The organism is Enterobacter quasiroggenkampii, from assembly GCF_043972695.1.
GTDB classification, from domain to species: Bacteria; Pseudomonadota; Gammaproteobacteria; order Enterobacterales; family Enterobacteriaceae; genus Enterobacter; species Enterobacter quasiroggenkampii.
Genome location: NZ_CP143745.1, coordinates 2,445,449 through 2,467,074 on the forward strand (window position 1 = coordinate 2,445,449; position 21,626 = coordinate 2,467,074).

General features: G+C 56.4%; 21 protein-coding genes. 15 read left to right on the plus strand and 6 right to left on the minus strand.

Translation table 11 applies throughout. The features are described 5' to 3' along the window. The first annotated feature begins 220 nt into the window (after positions 1-220). The 7 genes from V1572_RS11675 to ves all read left to right on the plus strand — a co-directional run bounded on the left by V1572_RS11675 (position 221) and on the right by ves (position 7,932). Positions 221-1,441: an aspartate aminotransferase family protein gene (locus V1572_RS11675; protein ID WP_032674580.1), complete on the plus strand. Its 1,221-nt coding sequence runs from the start codon at positions 221-223 to the stop codon at positions 1,439-1,441. After that, complete coding sequence (gene astA, locus V1572_RS11680) at positions 1,438-2,472, plus strand: arginine N-succinyltransferase (protein ID WP_008500686.1); 1,035 nt, start codon at positions 1,438-1,440, stop codon at positions 2,470-2,472. The genes V1572_RS11675 and astA overlap by 4 nt, the downstream gene beginning before the upstream one ends. Next, positions 2,469-3,956, plus strand: a complete 1,488-nt coding sequence (astD, locus tag V1572_RS11685; RefSeq protein WP_395299130.1) for a succinylglutamate-semialdehyde dehydrogenase — start codon at positions 2,469-2,471, stop codon at positions 3,954-3,956. Before astA ends, astD begins: the two co-directional genes overlap by 4 nt. Next, positions 3,943-5,268 (plus strand): N-succinylarginine dihydrolase, encoded by a 1,326-nt coding sequence (astB, locus tag V1572_RS11690; RefSeq protein WP_111966877.1) that lies wholly within the window; start codon positions 3,943-3,945, stop codon positions 5,266-5,268. Before astD ends, astB begins: the two co-directional genes overlap by 14 nt. Positions 5,269-5,278: 10 nt before the next feature. Beyond that, the gene (astE, locus tag V1572_RS11695) at positions 5,279-6,244 is read left to right on the plus strand and encodes a succinylglutamate desuccinylase (RefSeq protein ID WP_069719422.1); all 966 of its coding nucleotides are present in this window, start codon (positions 5,279-5,281) and stop codon (positions 6,242-6,244) included. A 338-nt stretch (positions 6,245-6,582) separates the two neighbouring features. Beyond that, on the plus strand, positions 6,583-7,077 hold the full coding sequence (gene spy / locus V1572_RS11700; RefSeq protein WP_008500682.1) for an ATP-independent periplasmic protein-refolding chaperone Spy: 495 nt from the start codon (positions 6,583-6,585) through the stop codon (positions 7,075-7,077). 297 nt (positions 7,078-7,374) lie between these two features. Further along, positions 7,375-7,932, plus strand: coding sequence for an environmental stress-induced protein Ves (ves, locus tag V1572_RS11705; protein WP_021241069.1), 558 nt, complete (start codon positions 7,375-7,377; stop codon positions 7,930-7,932). Here the strand turns inward: ves and cho are convergent. Then, positions 7,910-8,788, minus strand: a complete 879-nt coding sequence (cho, locus tag V1572_RS11710; protein ID WP_229225705.1) for an excinuclease Cho — start codon at positions 8,786-8,788, stop codon at positions 7,910-7,912. The genes ves and cho overlap by 23 nt on opposite strands. 180 nt (positions 8,789-8,968) lie before the next feature. After that, positions 8,969-9,793 carry an ammonia-dependent NAD(+) synthetase gene (gene nadE, locus V1572_RS11715; protein WP_032651538.1) on the minus strand — a complete coding sequence of 275 codons (825 nt, stop codon included), beginning with the start codon at positions 9,791-9,793 and terminating at the stop codon, positions 8,969-8,971. Positions 9,794-10,014: 221 nt separating this feature from the next. On the opposite strand from nadE, the gene osmE reads away from it, so the two are divergent. The 7 genes from osmE (at position 10,015) to chbG (ending at position 15,865) form a co-directional block, all read left to right on the plus strand. Next, complete coding sequence (osmE, locus tag V1572_RS11720) at positions 10,015-10,356, plus strand: osmotically-inducible lipoprotein OsmE (RefSeq protein WP_008500677.1); 342 nt, start codon at positions 10,015-10,017, stop codon at positions 10,354-10,356. A gap of 285 nt (positions 10,357-10,641) precedes the next feature. Continuing rightward, positions 10,642-10,959: a PTS N,N'-diacetylchitobiose transporter subunit IIB gene (gene chbB / locus V1572_RS11725; RefSeq protein WP_008500676.1), complete on the plus strand. Its 318-nt coding sequence runs from the start codon at positions 10,642-10,644 to the stop codon at positions 10,957-10,959. Between the two features lie 79 nt (positions 10,960-11,038). Continuing rightward, complete coding sequence (gene chbC / locus V1572_RS11730; protein WP_023311283.1) at positions 11,039-12,397, plus strand: PTS N,N'-diacetylchitobiose transporter subunit IIC; 1,359 nt, start codon at positions 11,039-11,041, stop codon at positions 12,395-12,397. Between the two features lie 46 nt (positions 12,398-12,443). After that, positions 12,444-12,791, plus strand: a complete 348-nt coding sequence (gene chbA, locus V1572_RS11735; protein WP_032639846.1) for a PTS N,N'-diacetylchitobiose transporter subunit IIA — start codon at positions 12,444-12,446, stop codon at positions 12,789-12,791. Positions 12,792-12,820: 29 nt separating this feature from the next. Continuing rightward, on the plus strand, positions 12,821-13,639 hold the full coding sequence (gene chbR / locus V1572_RS11740) for a transcriptional regulator ChbR (RefSeq protein WP_029740446.1): 819 nt from the start codon (positions 12,821-12,823) through the stop codon (positions 13,637-13,639). A 109-nt stretch (positions 13,640-13,748) separates the two neighbouring features. Beyond that, the gene (locus V1572_RS11745) at positions 13,749-15,104 is read left to right on the plus strand and encodes a 6-phospho-beta-glucosidase (protein ID WP_045910256.1); all 1,356 of its coding nucleotides are present in this window, start codon (positions 13,749-13,751) and stop codon (positions 15,102-15,104) included. Between the two features lie 11 nt (positions 15,105-15,115). Continuing rightward, positions 15,116-15,865: a chitin disaccharide deacetylase gene (gene chbG, locus V1572_RS11750; RefSeq protein WP_048027527.1), complete on the plus strand. Its 750-nt coding sequence runs from the start codon at positions 15,116-15,118 to the stop codon at positions 15,863-15,865. Positions 15,866-15,953: 88 nt separating this feature from the next. On the opposite strand, the gene katE is transcribed toward chbG, so the two are convergent. Further along, complete coding sequence (katE, locus tag V1572_RS11755; protein WP_048027528.1) at positions 15,954-18,203, minus strand: catalase HPII; 2,250 nt, start codon at positions 18,201-18,203, stop codon at positions 15,954-15,956. A gap of 167 nt (positions 18,204-18,370) precedes the next feature. On the opposite strand from katE, the gene cedA reads away from it, so the two are divergent. Beyond that, a complete protein-coding gene (cedA, locus tag V1572_RS11760) occupies positions 18,371-18,646 on the plus strand; it encodes a cell division activator CedA (RefSeq protein ID WP_258526576.1) in 276 nt (91 codons plus the stop codon). Between the two features lie 48 nt (positions 18,647-18,694). On the opposite strand, the gene V1572_RS11765 is transcribed toward cedA, so the two are convergent. From V1572_RS11765 to hxpB, 3 genes are all read right to left on the minus strand, one after another. Then, positions 18,695-20,086, minus strand: coding sequence for an L-cystine transporter (locus V1572_RS11765; RefSeq protein WP_045336125.1), 1,392 nt, complete (start codon positions 20,084-20,086; stop codon positions 18,695-18,697). 127 nt (positions 20,087-20,213) lie between these two features. Then, positions 20,214-20,804 carry a metal-dependent hydrolase gene (locus tag V1572_RS11770; protein ID WP_032644865.1) on the minus strand — a complete coding sequence of 197 codons (591 nt, stop codon included), beginning with the start codon at positions 20,802-20,804 and terminating at the stop codon, positions 20,214-20,216. Between the two features lie 101 nt (positions 20,805-20,905). Then, complete coding sequence (gene hxpB / locus V1572_RS11775; protein WP_048027532.1) at positions 20,906-21,577, minus strand: hexitol phosphatase HxpB; 672 nt, start codon at positions 21,575-21,577, stop codon at positions 20,906-20,908. Between the last annotated feature and the right edge of the window lie 49 nt (positions 21,578-21,626).

A 21,626-nucleotide genomic window follows, 5' to 3' on the forward strand; every position in this document is an offset into this window, starting at 1 on the left:
CTGATTTTCATGCGGCAAAGCGCCGCTTGTCGTAAAAATATTCACTTTTTATGCATTAATAGTGAATAACTCCATATTGTAACTCATTGATATTCTGTTACATCAACCCGTTTATGCATTTTTATCGCTGGCTGGCACGAAGGCTGCAATCTACATTCACAGTGCAAACACTCAATTATTTAACATTCAAATAACCTTTTATTTACCGGATGAGGTCGCTATGTCTCTGTCAATTACGCGTGAAAATTTCGATGAATGGATGATGCCGGTTTACGCTCCGGCGGCTTTTATTCCGGTTCGTGGGGAAGGCTCGCGCCTGTGGGATCAGCAGGGTAAAGAGTATATCGACTTTGCAGGTGGGATTGCGGTGAACGCGCTGGGTCATGCGCACCCGGCGCTGCGTCAGGCGCTGAACGATCAGGCGGCGAAGTTCTGGCATACCGGCAACGGCTTCACCAACGAGCCCGCGCTGCGCCTGGCCAAAAAACTGATCGACGCGACGTTTGCGGAGAAGGTCTTTTTCTGTAACTCGGGGGCGGAAGCCAACGAGGCGGCGCTGAAGCTGGCGCGCAAATATGCGCACGATAAATTTGGAACCCACAAGAGCGGTATCGTGGCGTTCAAAAATGCCTTCCACGGACGCACGCTCTTTACCGTCAGCGCAGGCGGGCAGCCCTCCTACTCGCAGGATTTCGCACCGCTGCCGCCGGATATCCGTCACGGTATTTATAACGATTTGCAGTCTGCCAGCGAGCTGATTAACGACACCACCTGTGCGGTGATCGTCGAGCCGATGCAGGGTGAGGGTGGCGTGCTTCCGGCGAAAAAGGAATTCCTGCAGGGGCTGCGCGAGCTGTGCGATCGTCACAACGCGGTGCTGATTTTCGACGAAGTGCAGACCGGCGTGGGCCGCACCGGCGAGCTGTATGCCTATATGCACTACGGCGTGACGCCGGACGTGCTGTCGACCGCCAAAGCGCTGGGCGGCGGCTTCCCGATTGGCGCGACGCTGACCACTGATAAATTCGCCAGCGTGATGACCGTCGGCACCCACGGCACCACCTACGGCGGCAACCCGCTGGCCACCGCCGTCGCCGGACAGGTGCTCGACATCATTAACACCCCTGAGGTGCTGAAGGGCGTTAAGCAGCGCCACGACTGGTTTGTTGAGCGCCTGAATGCCATCAACAGCAAGGTTGGCCTGTTTAAAGAAATTCGCGGCCTGGGGCTGTTAATTGGCTGTGAGCTCACCGCTGAGTTTGCCGGAAAAGCTAAACTTATTTCACAGGAAGCGGCAAAAGTGGGCGTGATGGTGCTGATTGCCGGTGCTAACGTCGTGCGTTTTGCTCCCGCGCTGATTGTCAGCGAGGAAGAGGTGCAAACCGGTTTGGACCGCTTTGCGCTGGCGTGTGAAAAAGTGAAATCCGGGGTGTCATCATGATGGTCATCCGTCCCGTTGAGCGCGGCGATCTCGCCGGGCTCATGCAGCTTGCCGGTAAGACGGGAGGCGGGCTGACCTCGCTTCCTGCTGATGAAAAAACGCTGTCGGCGCGCATTGAGCGCGCCCTGCAAACCTGGCAGGGGACGTTGCCAAAAAGCGAACAGGGGTATGTGTTCGTGCTGGAAGACACCGACACGGGAACCGTGGCCGGGATCTGCGCCATTGAAGTGGCCGTCGGGCTGAACGACCCGTGGTACAACTACCGCGTGGGTACCATGGTTCACGCCTCGAAAGAGCTGAACGTCTATAACGCGCTGCCCACGCTGTTTCTCTGCAATGACCACACGGGCGCCAGCGAGCTTTGCACGCTGTTTCTCGATCCGGCGTGGCGCAAAGAGGGCAACGGCTATCTGCTCTCCAAATCGCGCTTTATGTTTATGGCCGCCTTCCGCGATCGCTTTAACGAAAAAGTGGTTGCGGAGATGCGCGGCGTGATCGACGACACCGGCTACTCACCGTTCTGGGAGAGCCTGGGAGAGCGTTTCTTCTCGATGGAGTTCAGCCGGGCAGACTATCTTTGCGGCACCGGTCAGAAGGCCTTTATTGCCGAACTGATGCCGAAGCATCCTATCTATACCCATTTCCTCAGCCCGGAAGCGCAGGCGGTGATCGGCGAAGTGCATCCGCAAACTGCACCCGCCCGCGCGGTGCTGGAGAAAGAAGGCTTCCGCTACCGCAACTATGTCGACATCTTTGACGGAGGGCCTACGCTTGAGTGCGATATCGACCGCGTGCGCGCGATCCGTAAGAGCCGGCTGGTTGAGGTCTCTGAAGGCCAGCCCGCGCCGGGCGACTGGCCGGCGTGCCTGGTGGCGAACGAAAATTATGCCAACTTCCGCGCCATGCTGGTGCGGACCAACCCGAAATGTGAACGTCTGGTGCTGACGGCTGCAGAACTGGATGCCCTGAAATGTAACGCCGGCGATAAGGTTCGCCTGGTGCGTCTCTGCCCTGAGGAGAAAACAGCATGACATTATGGATTAACGGTGACTGGGTCACGGGCGAAGGCGAACAGCGCGTAAAGACCAATCCGGTAGGAAAAGAGGCGCTCTGGAAGGGGAATGACGCCAGCGCTGCGCAGGTGGAAAAAGCCTGCCATGCCGCTCGCCGCGCGTTTCCGGCGTGGGCAAAACAGCCTTTCGCGGTGCGCCAGGAAATTGTTGAAAAGTTTGCCGGGCTGCTGGAGGCAAACAAGGCCGAGTTGACGCGCATCATCGCGTCAGAAACCAGTAAACCGCGCTGGGAAGCGGCAACCGAAGTGACGGCAATGATCAACAAAATCGCCATTTCGGTGAAGGCTTACCACACCCGTACCGGCGAACAGCACACCGAGATGCCGGACGGCGCGGCCACGCTGCGCCACCGTCCGCACGGCGTGCTGGCGGTGTTTGGTCCGTACAACTTCCCGGGGCATCTGCCGAATGGCCACATTGTGCCCGCGCTGCTGGCGGGCAATACCGTGATTTTCAAGCCGAGCGAGCTCACCCCATTAACCGGCGAGGCGGTGGTTAAGCTGTGGGAACAGGCTGGCCTGCCGCCGGGCGTGCTGAATCTGGTGCAGGGCGGACGCGAAACCGGCCAGGCGCTGAGCGCGCTAAGCGATATCGACGGCCTGCTGTTTACCGGCAGCGCCGGGACGGGCTATCAGCTGCATCGCCAGCTGGCGGGGCAGCCGGAAAAAATCCTTGCTCTCGAGATGGGCGGCAACAACCCGCTGATTGTGGAAGACCCTGACGATATCGACGCCGCGGTGCACCTGACGATTCAGTCCGCCTTTATTACCGCCGGACAGCGCTGCACCTGCGCCCGCCGCCTGCTGGTGAAACGGGGCGCGCAGGGGGATGCGTTCCTCAAACGTCTGGTTGAGGTGAGCGCGCGTCTGGTGCCAGCCGCGTGGGATGCCGATCCGCAGCCGTTTATCGGCGGGCTGATTTCCGAGCAGGCCGCGCTGAACGTGCTGAAGGCCTGGCAGGACCACGTCGCGCGCGGCGCGAAAACCCTGCTCGAACCGAAACAGGTTCAGCCGGGTGCCTCGCTCCTGACGCCGGGCATCGTTGAGATGAGCGGCGCGAGCAACGTGCCGGATGAAGAGGTCTTTGGCCCGCTGCTGTGCGTCTGGCGCTACGACGATTTTGATGCGGCGATTGCGATGGCGAATAACACCCGCTACGGCCTGTCTAGCGGTCTGATTTCGCCGCATCGCGAGAAGTTTGATCGGCTGCTGCTGGAAGCGCGCGCCGGGATTGTGAACTGGAATAAACCGCTGACCGGGGCCGCGAGCACCGCGCCGTTTGGCGGCGTGGGCGCATCGGGCAACCATCGCGCCAGCGCGTGGTATGCCGCCGATTACTGTGCCTGGCCGATGGCGAGCCTGGAAACCCCGGCGCTGACGCTGCCGGAGACGCTTAATCCGGGGCTGGACTTTACCGGAGGGGATCGTCATGAAAGCGCGTGAAGTCAACTTTGACGGGCTGGTGGGGCTGACCCACCACTATGCCGGTCTCTCTTTTGGTAATGAAGCCTCGACGAAGCACCGTTTTCAGGTCTCCAATCCGAAGCTGGCGGCGAAGCAGGGGCTGCTGAAGATGAAAGCGCTGGCGGATGCCGGTTTCCCGCAGGCGGTGATCCCGCCGCAGGAGCGTCCGAACGTGGCGGTGCTGCGTCAGCTCGGCTTTAGCGGCACCGATGAGCAGGTGGTCGAAAAAGCGGGTACGCAGACGCCGCACCTGCTCTCGGCGGCAAGCTCGGCCTCTTCGATGTGGGTCGCCAACGCGGCAACTGTCGCGCCGTCCGCCGATACGCTGGATGGCAAAGTCCACCTGACGGTGGCGAACCTGAATAACAAGTTTCACCGCGCCACCGAAGCGGAAACCACCGAGCGCGTGCTGCGCGCTATTTTCAACCAGGACGCCCATTTCGCGGTGCATCAGGCCCTGCCGCAGGTGGCGATGTTTGGCGACGAAGGCGCGGCCAATCATAACCGCCTGGGGGGCGATTATGGCGAGCCGGGCCTGCAGCTGTTTATCTACGGACGCGAAGAGGGGGGCCACGCTGCGCCAACCCGTTATCCTGCGCGTCAGACGCTGGCGGCCAGCCAGGCCGTTGCCCGCCTGAACCAGGTCAATCCTTCCCAGGTGATTTTCGCCCAGCAGAACCCGCATGTGATCGACCAGGGCGTGTTCCACAACGACGTGATTGCCGTTTCCAACCGCCAGGTGCTGTTCTGCCACGAGCAGGCGTTTGCCCATCAGGAAAAGCTGCTCGCCACGCTGCATGAGCGCGTACGCGGCTTTACGCCCATTCAGGTGCCAACGGCGGCGGTAAGCGTGCAGGACGCGGTCGAAACGTATCTGTTCAATAGCCAGCTGCTGAGCCGCGATGACGGCAGCATGATGCTGGTTCTGCCGCAGGAGTCCCGGGATCATCAGGGCGTATGGCGCTACCTGACCGAACTGGTGAAGGCCGATAACCCGATTGACGAACTGCGCGTATTTGACCTGCGCGAAAGTATGGCCAACGGCGGTGGTCCAGCCTGTTTACGTCTGCGCGTGGTCTTGACTCAGGACGAAATGCAGGCGGTTAATCCGGCGGTCATGATGAACGATACGCTCTTTACGCGCCTGAATGACTGGGTCGATCGCTACTATCGCGACCGGCTAACGCAGGCCGATCTGGTTGACCCGCAGCTTCTGCGTGAAGGACGCGAGGCGCTGGACGCGTTATCGACAATCCTGCAACTGGGATCGGTTTATCCGTTCCAGCGCTAAAGGAGTGGATATGGAAAATTTACTGGCGCTGACCCTGGCCGATGAAACGCCGGAACAGAAAGAGGGGGACGGTCCCTCATTTCGCTGGCGGTGGCTGGGGCGCGGGGTGCTTGAGCTGACGCCGACAGCAAAAAGCGATCTGTCGCTGCTGCTTTCAACGGGCATTCACGGGAATGAAACGGCACCGGTTGAGATTGTCGATCTGCTGCTGCGCGCGCTGTATCGCAATGAGATTGCCCTGACGTGCCGCATGCTGGTGGTGCTCGGCAATCCGCCTGCGCTGGCGGAAAACAAACGGTATCTGGTGAGCGACATTAACCGCATGTTCGGCGGGCGCTGGTCGCAGTTTCCGCAGAGTGACGAAACGGCGCGGGCAGCGTGGCTGGAGAACGTCGTGACCGCGTTTTTTGCCGCTGCGGGACCGGCGCGCTGGCATCTGGATCTGCATACGGCCATCCGCGCGTCCTACCATGTTCGCTTCGGCGTGCTGCCGCAACGCAATCAGCCGTGGGAGGAAGATTTTCTGAGCTGGCTGGGAGACGCCGGGCTGGAGGCGCTGGTGTTTCACCAGTCGCCGGGCGGAACCTTTACGCACTTCACCTGTGAGCACTTTGGTGCGTTGTCCTGTACGCTGGAGCTGGGGAAAGCGCTGCCGTTTGGGCAAAACGATCTCTCTCGCTTTGCACCCACGCATCTCGCCCTGCGGGCGCTGCTGGGAGGAAAGGCTCCCGAGCCTACGCATCAGCCCGTCGAGCGGTACCGGGTCGTCCAGCAGATCACGCGCCGCAGCGATGCCTTCCTGCTCCATATGGCCGCGCATACCCTGAACTTCACGCCGTTCCGCAAAGGGGCGCTGCTGGCCGAGGATGGCGAGGAGCGTTATGAGGTGCAGAAAACCACCGAGTATGTTTTATTTCCTAATCCCACCGTGGCGTTTGGCCTGCGTGCCGGACTGATGCTGGAAAAAATATCCTGAACCTTTCCCCTCTCTTCATCCGGGAGGGGAAGTAAAATACCCTTTCTAAGCAATTAAAGCGCCTGTCCGTGTTTTGCAGAATATTCCTGGTGAATTGCTTTATTATTCACCTTCACTCCGTTATACTTTTTTTAAATCGCTTTAAAATCATCGCATTGAATATTTTTTGTTGCAACTCTCCACGCTTTTTCCTTATTTCCTCCACATTTGGCGAAAATTTGTTTTTTACACTTTCATTGTTTTACCGTTGCTCTGACTAATTGACGATAAACCCCGTAAAGTTAATCTCGTCAACACGGCATAGCGCCGAAGAATAACTGAAAGAAAGGAAATAAATTATGCGTAAGTTTACTGCACTGTTTGTTGCTTCTACCCTGGCTCTGGGCGCTACCAGCATGGCGTTCGCCGCAGATACTGCGACCACAACCGCTGCCGCGCCTGCTGAAGGCAAAATGATGATGCATCATAAAGGCCCGGGTATGCACAACGAGATGATGATGTTTAAGGATCTCAACCTGACGGATGCGCAGAAACAGCAGATCCGCGATATCCGGAAAAGCGAACGCGACCAGATGAAACGTCCGCCGCTGGAAGAGCGTCGTGCAATGCATGACATCATCGCCAGCGACAGCTTCGACAAGGCAAAAGCCGAAGCGCAGATCGACAAAATGGCCGAGCAGCACAAAGCCCGCATGCTGGCTCACCTGGAAACCCAGAATAAGATCTACAACATTCTGACCCCGGAACAGAAAAAACAATTTAATGCGAATTTTGAGAAGCGTCTGACAGAACGTCCGGCGATGGAAGGTAAAATGCCAGCACCAACCGAATAATCGGTTCACTCTCTTAAGACCGCCGGGATCCTGTCCACAAAAGCGCAAACGCTGTGGACAGGACCGGCGGTTTTTCTTTCCTGCCCTCTTGTCTGCCGCCGCCAGCGCGGTATGCTCCTGTAGTCGCATCAGAGAATGTTTGTAGAGTCATGGCGTTAGCATTTTTATTAACGTTCCGCTAAGGCCTGCCCGCTCTGCTGCCGATACTGTGTCTGTGAATACCTAACGATAACAAACAAGACAGCAACGATAGCAATATCCTTGCCCTGGCACGGGTTGTGCCATTCAGGAGTGGTGATGGAGTTCTTTGATATCCGTAAAATGCCGGTCAGCCTGTGGCGCAATGGTGCGGGTGAAACGCGTGAGATTTGTTGTTTCCCTCCCGCGACGCGTGATTTTCACTGGCGTGCCAGTATCGCGACTATCGCCAGCAACGGCGAATTCTCCTCTTTTCCCGGCGTCGATCGGGTGATTACCTTGCTGGAAGGCGGGGAGGTGACGCTGGATGCCGGTCAGGCGTTCTTCCATACCCTGAAGCACCATCAGCCCTATAGCTTTGCCGGCGACCTGCCGGTGAAAGCGCTGCTGTCCGATGGGCGGATGGCGATGGACTTCAACATCATGACCCGTCGCGACTGTTGCCGGGCGAAGGTGCGCGTGGCTGACCGTACCTTTACCACCTTTGGCACACGCGGGGGCGTGGTGTTTGTGTTAAGCGGGGCGTGGCAGCTGGGTGATAAATTGCTGACGGCCGATCAGGGCGCCAGCTGGGAGGAGGGTACCCATACGCTGCGTCTGCTGGAGGCTCAGGGTACCTTATTGTTCAGCGAAATCACGTGGCTGCCAGGCCATTGAGTTCAATGATCTCAAACTTACCGGACAGCACAGGTTTACAGAGAATTTTGTAGCCATCGTGGTCAAATCCGGCGGGCGTGCGCAGCAGGGTTGCCGCGTCGCTGATATCGTCGACAGCGCCCAGCCAGAGCCAGTTATTGACGATGTGGTACTGGGTCATCGCGTCACCCACTTCTTTGAGCGCAACGGCGCTTTCCCAGGGCCAGCACTTCACGCTGATGGCCCCCAGACCGGAGAGGAGCCGTGCGTGGTGCGCCTCAACGCTCTCTTTCCCACAGCAGGCACCGGCACAGCGCTTCAGCGCGGATCGAAAACAGGCGCGTCCGCGCGTGGTCGCCTCCAGGCCCAAAAGGCTGTAGCAAAGCTGGAGCTCGTCCGCCAGCGTCTGCAGCGCCTGAAGTGCGGCACGTTTATTGGCGAACAGTCCGTAGAGATTCGGGGCATGAGAAAAATCGACGTCGCGCGCGTAGACGACCTGTGGCTTGCCTTCGTTGATCTGCAGGGAGCAGAGCTGACGGTTGCGGCGCAGGCGCTTGTTGAACAGCGGCTGTTGTTCTTTTATCAACCGCGCCTCCAGCAACAGCGCGCCCATTTCTCCCGCCGTCTGGAACCAGGTAATGCGTCGCGACTGGCGCAGCATGGCGGCCTCGTCCGGCGTACGCAGATGGGATAATACCCGACTGCGAATGTTAACGCTCTTGCCGATGTAGAGCGGCAGGGTGTCGCTTTCGCCGTGAAAGATGTACACGCCCGGCTGTTTAGGCAATGCTTCAAGCCAGGGGCGAAGGTGCTCGGGATATTCGTAGATAGCCGCCGCTTCAAACTCAAGACGCGGGGCGGATTGACGCCTGCTCACATACTGCTCCATATACTGTTCAGGTATACAGTGTAGCAGGAGTGTGGTGGTTAAAAAAGAGCCGGGTGGCGGCGACGCCTTACCCGGCCAGGACGTGCGGCCTGATGCCCTCACCCCAACCCTCTCCCACGGGAGAGGGCGCAAACACAAAAAACGGTAACCTGGGTTACCGTTTTGCCTTTATTTCCAGAAGTCGTCAAACACCGTAATCGGTGGGCGACGCTTGTGCTCGGTTTTCAGATACCAGCCTTCGATGATCTTCGCAGTGCCTTCATCCAGCTTTTTGCCTTCCAGATAATCATCAATGTTGTCGTAGGTGACGCCAAGGGCCGCTTCATCCGGCAGGGAAGGGCGATCATCCTCCAGATCGGCTGTCGGCGCTTTCTTATACAGATGCTCAGGGCAGCCCAGCGCGGCAAGCAGCTGCTTGCCCTGACGCTTGTTCAGGCGGAAGATTGGGTTAATGTCGGTGCCGCCGTCGCCATATTTGGTGAAGAAGCCGGTGATCGCTTCGGCCGCATGGTCGGTACCGACCACGACGCCTTTGGTCATCCCGGCGATGCTGTACTGCGCTTTCATGCGCTCGCGTGCCTTTTCATTGCCGCGAACGAAATCGCTCAGCTCAATGCCCGCTTCGCGTAACGCCTGCTCGCTTGCCAGCACCGAGCCTTTAATATTCACGGTCAGCACGCGGTCAGGCTGAATGAAGGCGATGGCATCCTGGCAATCCTGCTCGTCTGCCTGTACGCCGTAAGGAAGGCGCACAGCGATAAACTGCAGCGTCTCATCGCCCGTCTCTTCGCGAAGCTCTGAAATTGCCATCTGGCAGAGCTTGCCGGTCAGCGTTGAATCCTGGCCGCCGCTGATGCCCAGCACCAGAGATTTCAGGAAAGAGTTCTTCTTTAAATACGCTTTTAAAAAATCCACGCTGCGGCGGATCTCTTCATGTGCATCTACCGCAGGCTTCGCGCCCAGCGCCTGGATAATCTCTTGTTGCAGAGTCATCACGCTCTCCATAAACAGAATGTGTTAACTGTTAAAACTAACCCTTTGGGCGAGAAACGACAAGGATCACAGTTTCGAGTGCGCTATTTTGCGCCGATTTAGCAGCTTATCGTTGTTTTATTAGAATTTTCCGAAATTCGTCTGGCGTAACGCACAAAGTTGAACAATAGTACTTTTTATCCCATGCTTAGATAACACGCTGATAAACAAGAGGACGGAATATGAACAAGAACGTAGCAGGAATTCTTAGCGCAGCGGCGGTACTGACTATGCTGGCAGGGTGTACGGCTTACGATCGCACCAAGGATCAGTTTACGCAGCCCGTAGTAAAAGACGTTAAAAAGGGGATGACCCGTTCGCAGGTGGCTGCGATTGCCGGTAAACCTTCTTCTGAAGTCACCATGATTCATGCGAAAGGGACCTGCCAGACCTATATCCTGGGTCAACGTGATGGTAAGGCAGAAACCTACTTCGTCGCCCTGGATGATACCGGTCATGTGATCAACTCCGGCTATCAGACCTGTGCTGAATACGACACCGATCCGCAGGCACCTAAGGCGTAGTCACCCTGCTTGCCTGAGGATGTTAACAAACCGGCCCCGGGGCCGGTTTTTTTTATGCATCAGAAAATCTTATTTCTTTTCGCGAATTATTTGCCCGAAATGTGAGGGTAGTCAACAAGCCAGGTCAATGAGAGACAATTCTAGTCTATCCAGAATTATCCCCTGTCTGTACCATTGCGTATACTCACTCCAACGATAAACAACAGTACGCAAACTACCTGTCTGCCGGGACAGCGAGTCGAGTGATAGCGCGATGGCAGGTAGTCATACAAGAGGGAAATCACGATGGAAAAGAAACATATCTACCTGTTCTGCTCAGCGGGCATGTCAACCTCGCTTCTGGTCTCAAAGATGCGTGCGCAGGCTGAAAAGTATGAAGTCCCTGTGGTGATCGAAGCGTTCCCAGAGACGCTGGCGGGCGAAAAAGGTCAGACAGCCGATGTTGTTTTACTGGGACCGCAAATTGCTTATATGTTGCCCGAAATTCAACGACTGTTACCGAATAAACCGGTCGAAGTGATCGACTCGGGGCTGTACGGCAAGATTGATGGTTTAGGTGTTCTTAAAGCTGCTGTGGCAGCCATTAAAAAAGCTGCTAATTAATTTTTATTTTTCCCGTCAAAGAGTTATTTCACACACAATACGCCGTAACATGCGTTACGGCATTTAAGGGTATTTTCCTATGAGTAAAGTCATCGCTTCACTTGAAAAGGTACTCCTTCCTTTTGCTGTTAAAATAGGAAAGCAGCCTCACGTTAATGCCATCAAAAACGGCTTTATTAAATTAATGCCGTTGACGTTGGCCGGGGCCATGTTCGTTTTAATTAACAACGTTTTTCTGAGCTTTGGTGAAGGTTCCTTCTTTTATTCATTAGGAATTCGGTTAGACGCTTCCACTATTGAAACCCTTAATGGTTTTAAAGCCATCGGCGGCAACGTCTATAACGGTACGTTGGGAATTATGTCGCTGATGGCGCCTTTCTTTATTGGGATGGCGTTGGCAGAAGAGCGTAAGGTCGATCCGCTGGCCGCCGGGTTATTATCCGTCGCCGCCTTTATGACCGTCACGCCTTACAGCGTGGGTGAAGCCTATGCCGTTGGCGCCAACTGGCTGGGTGGGGCTAACATCATCTCCGGTATTGTTATCGGCCTGGTGGTGGCAGAGATGTTCACCTTTATCATCCGTCGAAACTGGGTGATTCGCCTGCCGGATAGCGTACCGGCTTCTGTATCCCGTTCATTTTCCGCGTTGATTCCAGGCTTCATTATTCTCTCCATCATGGGGATTATTGCCTGGGCGCTCTCTCACTGGGGCACAAACTTCCACCAGATCATCATGGACTCTATCTCTACGCCGCTGGCGTCGATGGGTGGCGTGGTCGGTTGGGCGTATGTGATTTTCACCTCTCTGCTGTGGTTCTTTGGCGTGCATGGTTCACTGGCACTGGCTGCGCTGGACAGCGGAATTATGACCCCATGGGCACTGGAAAACGTTGCACTTTATCAGCAGTACGGCTCCGTTGACGCGGCGCTGGCAGCGGGTAAAACCTTCCATGTGTGGGCGAAGCCGATGCTTGACTCCTATATCTTCCTGGGCGGTACCGGGGCGACCTTGGGTCTGATCATCGCGGTCTTTATTGTCTCTCGTCGTGCTGATTACCGTCAGGTCGCGAAGCTGGCGCTGCCATCAGGCATCTTCCAGATTAACGAACCGATCCTGTTCGGTCTGCCAATCATCATGAACCCGGTCATGTTCATTCCGTTCATCCTGATTCAGCCGCTGCTGGCCGCTATCACCCTGACGGCGTACTACATGGGCATCATTCCACCGGTTACCAACATTGCACCGTGGACCATGCCGGCGGGTCTGGGCGCCTTCTTCAACACCAACGGCAGCGTCGCGGCCTTCCTGCTGGCGATATTCAACCTCGGGATTGCCACCCTGCTGTACATGCCATTCGTGGCGATTGCGAACAAAGCCGCCACCATCATTGATGAAGAAGAGAGCGAAGAGGATATTGCCCTCTCACTGAAATTCTAAGATTGACGGCGCGGGGAAACCCGCGCCAGCCACAAGGAGCTTAAAGATGTTAGATTTGGATAGTATTGTCGCAGACGACGCCGCCGAGAACGATCTGGAAGAAGTGGTGATGGGGCTTATCATCAACTCTGGGCAGGCCCGCAGCCTGGCCTATGCCGCACTGAAGCAGGCCAAGCAGGGGGATTTCGCCGCGGCAAAAACCATGATGGAACAGTCCCGCACGGCGCTGAACGAAGCGCACCTGGTGCAGACAAAGCTGATTGAAAGCGATCAGGGCGAAGGGAAGATGAAGGTCAGCCTGGTGCTGGTTCACGCGCAGGATCACCTGATGACCTCGATGCTGGCACGTGAGCTGGTGGCGGAGCTCATTGAGCTTCACGAGAAGATGCAGTAAGTCAGACTGAGTAGCAGGAGGTCAGCACGATGGAAATTAAAACCGCACTTGAACAGCAGCTGTTTAATGGCAAAAATTTTCACGTGGTTATCTACAACAAGACGGAGAGCGCCAGTGGTCTGCATCAGCATGACTACTACGAGTTCACGATTGTTCTGACCGGTCGCTACTATCAGGAGATCAACGGTAAGCGCGTCCTGCTTGAACGAGGGGATTTCGTCTTCCTGCCGATGGGGTCTTATCACCAGAGCTTTTACGAATTTGGTGCCACCCGCATTCTGAATGTGGGCGTCAGCAGACGTTTCTTCGAGAAGCACTATCTGCCGCTGGTGCCGTTCTGCTTTGTGGCCTCTCAGGTCTATCGGGTCAAAAACGAGTTCATGACCTGGATTGAAACGGTGATCGCCTCGCTTAACTTCCGCGACAATGAATTTGATGAGTTTATTGAAACGGTGACCTTCTACGTGATGAACCGGCTGCGTCATCATCGTGAAGAGCAGCAGGTGACGGATGATATTCCGCAATGGCTACGCAGCACCGTTGAGCTGATGCACGACAAAGGCCAGTTCAGCGAAAATGCGCTGGAAAATATGGTCTCCCTGTCGGGCAAATCCCAGGAATATCTGACCCGTGCGACGCAGCGTTATTATCGTAAAACGCCCGTGCAAATTATTAATGAAATCCGCATTAATTTTGCTAAAAAACAGCTGGAAATTACCAACTATTCTGTCACCGATATTGCTTACGAGTCAGGATACAGCAGTCCCAGCCTGTTTATTAAAACCTTTAAGAAATTGACGTCATTCACACCGAACAGTTACCGGAAAAATTTGACGGTAATTAATTAACTTTCGGCGGATTACCCGCCACGAATATTGCTTTAATGGCTTGCCCAAATAGCGGGAAGAGCACGCTATACCTTGCAGGCGATTAACCTGATACGCTAAGGGAGATATTATGCAGAAGAAATTAAAAGTCGTAACCATTGGTGGCGGCAGCAGCTACACCCCGGAATTACTTGAAGGTTTCCTGAAACGTTATCATGAATTACCGGTCAGCGAATTATGGCTGGTGGACGTTGAGGAAGGTCAGGAGAAGCTGAATATTATTTTCGACCTGTGCAAGCGCATGGTGGAAAAAGCGGGCGTGCCTCTGACCGTGCATAAAACCCTCGATCGTCGTCTGGCGCTGAAAGATGCGGATTTCGTCACCACCCAGCTGCGCGTCGGCCAGCTGAAGGCACGTGAGCTGGACGAGCGTATTCCGCTGAGCCACGGGTATCTGGGGCAGGAGACTAACGGCGCGGGCGGCCTGTTTAAAGGCCTGCGTACTATCCCGGTCATTTTCGACATCGTCAAAGACGTACAGGAAATCTGCCCGAACGCGTGGGTCATTAACTTCACCAACCCGGCCGGCATGGTCACTGAAGCGGTCTATCGTCATACCGGCTTCAAACGTTTTATCGGCGTCTGCAACATTCCGATCGGCATGAAGATGTTTATCCGCGACGTGCTGGCGCTGACCGACAGCGACGATCTCTCCATCGATCTGTTCGGCCTGAACCACATGGTATTTATTAAAGATGTCATCGTGAACGGAAAATCGCGCTTTGCCGAGCTCCTCGACGGCGTAGCCTCCGGTCGTCTGACGGCGGCATCGGTGAAAAACATCTTTGACCTGCCGTTCAGCGAAGGGCTGATCCGCTCGCTGAATCTGCTGCCTTGCTCGTACCTGCTTTACTACTTCAAGCAGAAAGAGATGCTGGCCATCGAAATGGGCGAGTATTATAAGGGCGGCGCGCGTGCGCAGATCGTTCAGAAGGTTGAGAAGCAGCTGTTCGATTTGTATAAAGACCCGAACCTGAACGTCAAACCGAAAGAGCTGGAGCAGCGCGGCGGGGCCTACTACTCCGATGCGGCGTGTGAAGTGATCAACGCCATCTACAACGACAAGCAGGCGGAGCACTATGTCAACGTGCCGCACCACGGCCATGTCGACAATATTCCGGCTGACTGGGCCGTCGAAATGACCTGCATCCTGGGACGCGAGGGGGCTAAACCGCATCCTCGTATCACCCACTTCGATGACAAGGTCATGGGGCTGATCCACACCATCAAAGGCTTTGAAGTGGCGGCAAGCAACGCGGCGCTGAGCGGTGAGCTCAATGACGTGCTGCTGGCCCTGAACCTCAGCCCGCTGGTGCATTCTGACCGCGACGCGGAGCAACTGGCCAGCGAGATGATCCTGGCGCATGAAAAATGGTTGCCGAACTTTGCCGCCACGATCGAGAAGCTGAAGTTCAAACAGCAATAAGAGGACGCACAATGGAAAACCTGCTGATCGTTAATGCTGATGATTTTGGCCTCTCGAAAGGTCAGAACTACGGCATTATTGAAGCCTGTCGCCGGGGGGTTGTGACCTCTACAACGGCGCTGGTTAATGGTGAGGCGGTTGAACACGCGGCGCAGCTGAGCCGCGAGGTGCCGGAGCTGGGCGTAGGCATGCATTTTGTGCTGACGCTCGGGATGCCGCTTTCGCCAATGCCGGGCCTGACGCGCGATGGCCAGCTGGGTAAATGGATTTGGGAACTGGCGGAGCAGGGTGCTCTGCCGCTCGAAGAGATTGCCCGCGAGCTGGAGTGTCAGTTCAACCGCTTCGTTGATGTGTTTGGTCAGACGCCGACGCACATCGACAGCCATCACCACGTGCATATGATCCCGGCGATTTTCCCGCTTGTTGCCGGGTTTGCACAGCGCAAAGGCGTGGCGATGCGCGTGGATCGCGAGGTGCACGGATTGCCGGACTGTGCTGTCACCACCACTGAGGGGTTCAGCAGCGCGTTTTACGGCGACGAGATCGACGACGCGCTGTTCCTGAAGGTGCTGGATGATTCCGCCGCGCGGGGTGAACGTTCGCTGGAGGTCATGGCACATCCTGCCTTTGTCGATAACACCGTGCGTAAAAGCGCCTACTGCTGGCCGCGTCTGGCGGAGCTGGATGTGCTGACGTCGCCGTCGTTGAAATTCGCGATTGCCGAGCGCGGGTATCGGTTGGGGACGTTCGGGGATCTTTGAAATAAAGCCCGGTGGCGGCTTCGCCTTACCGGGCCTACAAAACCAATCGAATGTAGGCCGGGTAAGCGCGAGCGCCACCCGGCTTTTTTTACGCCGGAATCTGATCGATCTTGCTGCTTCGCGACCAGACACGGTGCGCGGCGAGCAAATCAAACAGCTTCGTCATAAAGGCATCGTCAACGTTATCTCCCTCGACAATCCCGTCCTCACCCTGATCGGCCACCTTCAGCTGCGCTTTGAACTGCCGCGCGTCGCCGGACAGCGCGATCGGCTTCAGGTGCTTATAGGCTTCCAGCAGATAATAGACGGCGTCGCCGTTGGTCAGCAGGCTGGCAATATCCCCGCACGGCACGATCACCGCATCGACGGTCAGTGATGGCGCACCGGCAAAGGTCGCCGCGACCGGCAGCACAGAACCATCGTTGGCCGTCACTTCACCCATGCGGGAATAGAGCAGTTTGGCATGCACGCCCTGGGTTTTCAGCGCCTGCATAATCCCCAGCACGTCGCTGGCGCGGGTTTTATCGTTCAGCAGAATGGCGACCACACGGCCTTTAATCGAGCCGCCCGGCACCGCATACAGGCTCAGCGACGGATCTTTCTTCACGCCGTTAACCTCTTTCGGCGGAGCAAGGTTACGCTGCTCGTCGGTCAGCGTAATGCCCAGGTTGTCCGCGACACTCTGGGCAAGCTGAACATCAATATGCGCCAGCTGATCAACCACGCGCTCGCGGATGTAGGTGCGCACCACTTTGCTCAGCTCGAAGCTGAAGCCGCCGATGATGTGCTGTTGCTCAATCGGCGTCTGGCTGTTCCAGAACAGGCGAGGGTGGGCGTAATACTCACCGAACGAGGGGCTGCGCTCGCGAATTTTATTGCCATCGATACGCTCCTGATACGATTCGAATCCACCGCGTTTCGGTCCGGGAGGCGTTTCACGCGGCCAGTTATCGTTGATGGAGTTCGGCTCATAGTTTGCCGGGTTGGTATCAATATCCTGACGGTGCATCCCGTCGCGCTGGAAGTTGTGATACGGGCAGGTTGGGCGGTTAATCGGAATTTCGTGGAAGTTCGGCCCGCCGAGTCGGCTAATCTGCGTATCGGTATAGGAGAAAAGGCGTCCCTGCAGGAGCGGATCGTTGGTGAAGTCCAGCCCCGGCACGATATGCCCCGGGTGGAACGCGGCCTGCTCGTTTTCGGCAAAGAAGTTATCCGGGTTACGGTTAAGCACCATTTTACCCACCAGCTGCACCGGCACCAGCTCTTCCGGGATCAGCTTCGTCGGGTCCAGAAGGTCGAAATCGAACTTAAATTCGTCCTCTTCCGGTATGAGCTGCAGGCCAAGTTCGTATTCCGGGAAGTCGCCCGCTTCAATGGATTCCCACAGCTCGCGGCGATGGAAGTCCGGATCGCGCCCGGTCAGCTTCTGCGCCTCGTCCCACACCAGCGAGGCTTTACCCGCGACAGGCTTCCAGTGGAAGCGGACAAACGTGGCTTTCCCCTCGGCATTGATCAGACGGAAGGTATGGATGCCAAACCCTTCCATGGTGCGGTAGCTGCGCGGAATGCCGCGGTCTGACATCGCCCACATCACGTTGTGTAAGGTTTCAGGCTGCAGGGAAACATAGTCCCAGAAGGTGTCGTGCGCACTTTGTCCCTGCGGTATGGCCCAGTGGGGCTCCGGTTTTACCGCATGGACAAAGTCAGGAAATTTATGCGCATCCTGAATGAAAAACACCGGCGTGTTATTGCCGACCAGATCGAAAATACCCTCTTCGGTATAAAACTTGGTGGCAAAGCCGCGGATATCCCGGACGGTATCTGCCGACCCCGCGCCACCCTGCACGGTGGAGAAACGCACAAACACCGGGGTGATTTTATCCGGGTCGGAGAGGAAATCCGCTTTGGTGATCGCTTTCAGGCTCTTGTAGGGCTGAAAGTAGCCGTGCGCAGCGGAACCGCGCGCGTGGACGATGCGTTCTGGTATCCGCTCGTGGTCAAAATGGGTGATTTTTTCCCGCAGGATAAAGTCTTCCAGCAGGGTTGGCCCGCGCGCGCCTGCGCGAAGGGAGTTTTGATCGTCAGCAATGCGTACGCCCTGATTGGTCGTGAGCGCGAAACCTTCACCGCCTTTTCGGTGTGGTTCAAGAGATTTCAGCTTCTCGTTTCCCGTGTCCGGCGATTTCATGCTTCCCGGTGCGGTAGGCTGTTCGCCCGGTGCGGAGGGGCCAGGGGAGGGGCGGTGAGAGCCGTCAGCGGGAGCGAGAGAGTCCATACCCGGTTGAGATTCTTCAGTGCCATGAATGGGTGATTGATGTGTTTTATCTTTGTTCGACATTGCACGCTTCTCCTTTATCCATTGCTAAAAACCCTATTAAGGATAGAACAATGTCGCGACATGGTTCGCGAACTAAGAGTTTTCATATGCCGTGATTAGCGAAAGGAGCCATCTCACCCACTCGGAGCGCGACGGAAGGCAGCAGGATCGGCTATCATAGAATTTTCCTGCTTCAAGAATTTGCTTTAGTGAATCCGTTGCTTATGAAACCTCTTCGTCAACAAAACCGCCAGGTTATTAGCTATGTGCCCCGCGTTGAGCCCGCGCCGCCAGACCATGCCCTGAAAGTGGAGGGCTTTCGCGATGTGTGGCAGTTACGGGGGAAATACGTGGCCTTTGTGCTGGTCGGCGAGCATTTCCGTCGCTCTCCCACCTTTACGGTGCCGGAGTCCGCACAGCGGTGGGCGATGCAAATCCGCCAGGATGAAGAGGTTGAAGAATAACAGCCATAAAAAAACCGCCATCAGGCGGTTTTTTTATTTCTAACGTGTTTAGCGGTGCGCCAGCTCGGCGTCGTCTTCACTTTCCAGAATCGCTTTGTCGGTCTGCTTCAGCCACTGGCTGGTCAGCGTACCGGCGGTCATGGAGCCGCTCACGTTCAGCGCTGTACGACCCATGTCGATCAGCGGCTCAACGGAGATCAGCAGGGCGACCAGCGTCACGGGCAGACCCAGCGCAGGCAGCACAATCAGCGCGGCGAAGGTTGCACCGCCGCCAACACCCGCAACGCCTGCGGAGCTTACGGTGACAATCCCGACCAGCGTGGCGATCCAGACCGGATCCAGCGGGTTGATGCCGACTGTAGGAGCAACCATTACCGCCAGCATCGCCGGGTACAGACCCGCACAGCCGTTCTGACCGATGGTGGCACCAAAGGAGGCAGAGAAGCTGGCGATAGATTCAGGCACGCCCAGACGACGGGTTTGCGCTTCAACGTTCAGCGGGATAGACGCGGCGCTGGAACGGCTGGTGAAGGCAAAGGTCAGTACCGGCCAGACCTTACGGAAGTACTTCAGCGGGCTGACGCCGTTCACGCCCAGCAGGATGCCGTGCACCACAAACATAATGCCAAGGCCCAGGTAAGAGGCGACAACGAAGCTGCCCAGCTTAATGATGTCCTGCAGGTTAGAGCCGGCAACCACTTTGGTCATCAGCGCCAGCACGCCGTAAGGGGTGAGCTGCATGACCAGACGGACCAGCTTCATCACCCAGCTTTGCAGGGTGTCAATTGCGGTCAGCACGCGTTCGCCTTTTGGCGCATCGTCTTTCAGCAACTTCAGCGCCGCTACGCCCAGGAACGCGGCGAAAATAACCACGCTGATGATTGAGGTTGGGCTCGCACCGGTCAGGTCAGCAAACGGGTTCTTCGGAATGAAGGAGAGCACCATCTGCGGCACGGTCAGGTCAGCCACTTTCCCAACGTAGTTGGTCTGAATCGCGGTCAGACGCGCCGTTTCAGCGGTACCCTGAACCAGACCTTCTGCAGTCAGGCCAAACAGGTTAGTGACCAGCACACCCACCAGCGCGGCAATCAGCGTGGTGAACAGCAGCGTGCCGATGGTCAGGAAACTGATTTTTCCCAACTGGGTCGCGTTATGCAGGCGGGCAACGGCGCTCAGAATAGAGGCGAAGACCAGCGGCATAACGATCATCTGCAGCAGCTGGACATAGCCGTTACCGACAATGTTGAACCACTGAATGGAATCTTTCAGAACTGGATTATCGGAGCCATAAATTGCCTGTAATGCCAGACCAAATACGACACCCATGGCCAGACCAACCAGCACCTTTTTCGCCAGGCTCCACTGTTTGTGGCGCGCCTGCGCGAGAAGCAATAGCAATACAGCGAACACAACGACGTTCGCGATGAGTGGAAAATTCATCCCCGTTCTCCTGATTTATTATCGGGTCGGTTTTTACCGATCCTGTTGGCGGAAGGTTAGCAGAAGTGTGATGTAGCGCTTATATCCAAATGGAATGGGTTATGACAAATGGGATAATTTTGTTGGTTTACTGTTCAATCTGGTGATGAATAAAGCGATTGAACTGAAATTGCAGCGAATTAATCATCTGGGAAGACCAGCGGACTGCACTGTTTTCGGGCAACGTTTGCGGCATCCAGACGGCGTAAGCAAACAGCGCCATGCACAAGACGCGCTCCAGCTGGTTCCCTTTCTGCGGTGCCAGGATGGGAAAACGGAAGCGCCAGCGGCAGGGCCACAGCAGCGGTACGCCCGCGGGCGTCAGCATATCGGCCAGAATATGGCTTAAATATCCCAGCACCATTCCCTGAATGGCATCACCGGGGACGATCCAGCTTTCGGGCACTTTTAAATAGAAAAGCGTCAGCAGGCCAAACACGGCCAGCAAGCTGTGCGTAAACCCCCGGTGGCCGAACGCGCGGGCGATGGGTTTCGATACCCACTTCAGGCGCTGTCCGAGGAACGACTTGGGATGGTCGATGTCGGGCAGCAGACAGGTCAATACGGCGGAAGGGACGATATGCCACCAGTCCCCCTGTGCCAGCACGGGGGTGAGTTCAGCGTTTTTGGCAAATACTGCGCACGCGATAGAAAAAAGCAGGTGGCCTTCCGCCGTCATGATAAAACCCACAAAACTGTCAATTCATACAGTATAGGGTTTTTATACAGTAGGCGGAAGAGGTGACGGTGTAACTGTTTGTCACAAACCGGAGGAGGGCGTTAACCGCCCTGCAGGTGGCGCGCCGTCAGTTCTGCCAGTGAATGTAGCTTCACATCGGCAAGCGCGAACCGGGGATCGTGGCGGCCTTCTTCCGCAGGCACCACAATGGAGCGCATCCGCGCGGCTTTAGAGGCCACCATGCCGTTAACGGAATCTTCCAGCGCAACGCAGTTGAGGGGATCCAGGCCGAGCTTAGCGGCACAGTCCAGATAGACCTGCGGGTGCGGCTTGCTGTAAGGCAGTTTCTCAGCGGAGGCAAGCGCGTCGAAACTGTCGCGCAGTTCAAACATGATGAGCACTTTTTCCAGCATATGCAGCGGTGACGCCGAGGCCAGGCCGACCTTCAGCCCCTGGGCTTTACACAGCGCGACTGCCTCACGAACGCCGGGCAGCAGCGGCTTGCTCTCTTCTACCAGCGAAATGGCGCGGCTGATAATGCGCGCGGTCACTTCATCACGACCTGGTCCAGCCCACGGCTGTTGGGCATACCACAGGTCAACCACCATATCGATGCGCAGGCCCAGCGTATCGGGAAGTTCATTACGGCGGCTGATATCCACGCCCAGGCTGGCCATGACGTCCAGTTCAGCGCGATCCCACAACGGTTCGGAATCGATCAGTAATCCATCCATGTCAAAAATTGCGGCAAGAATTTGGCGCGGTGTCGACATCACAACGTCTCCTTATCCAGGGTGTTCGACAGACGATAAGTGCTAAGCA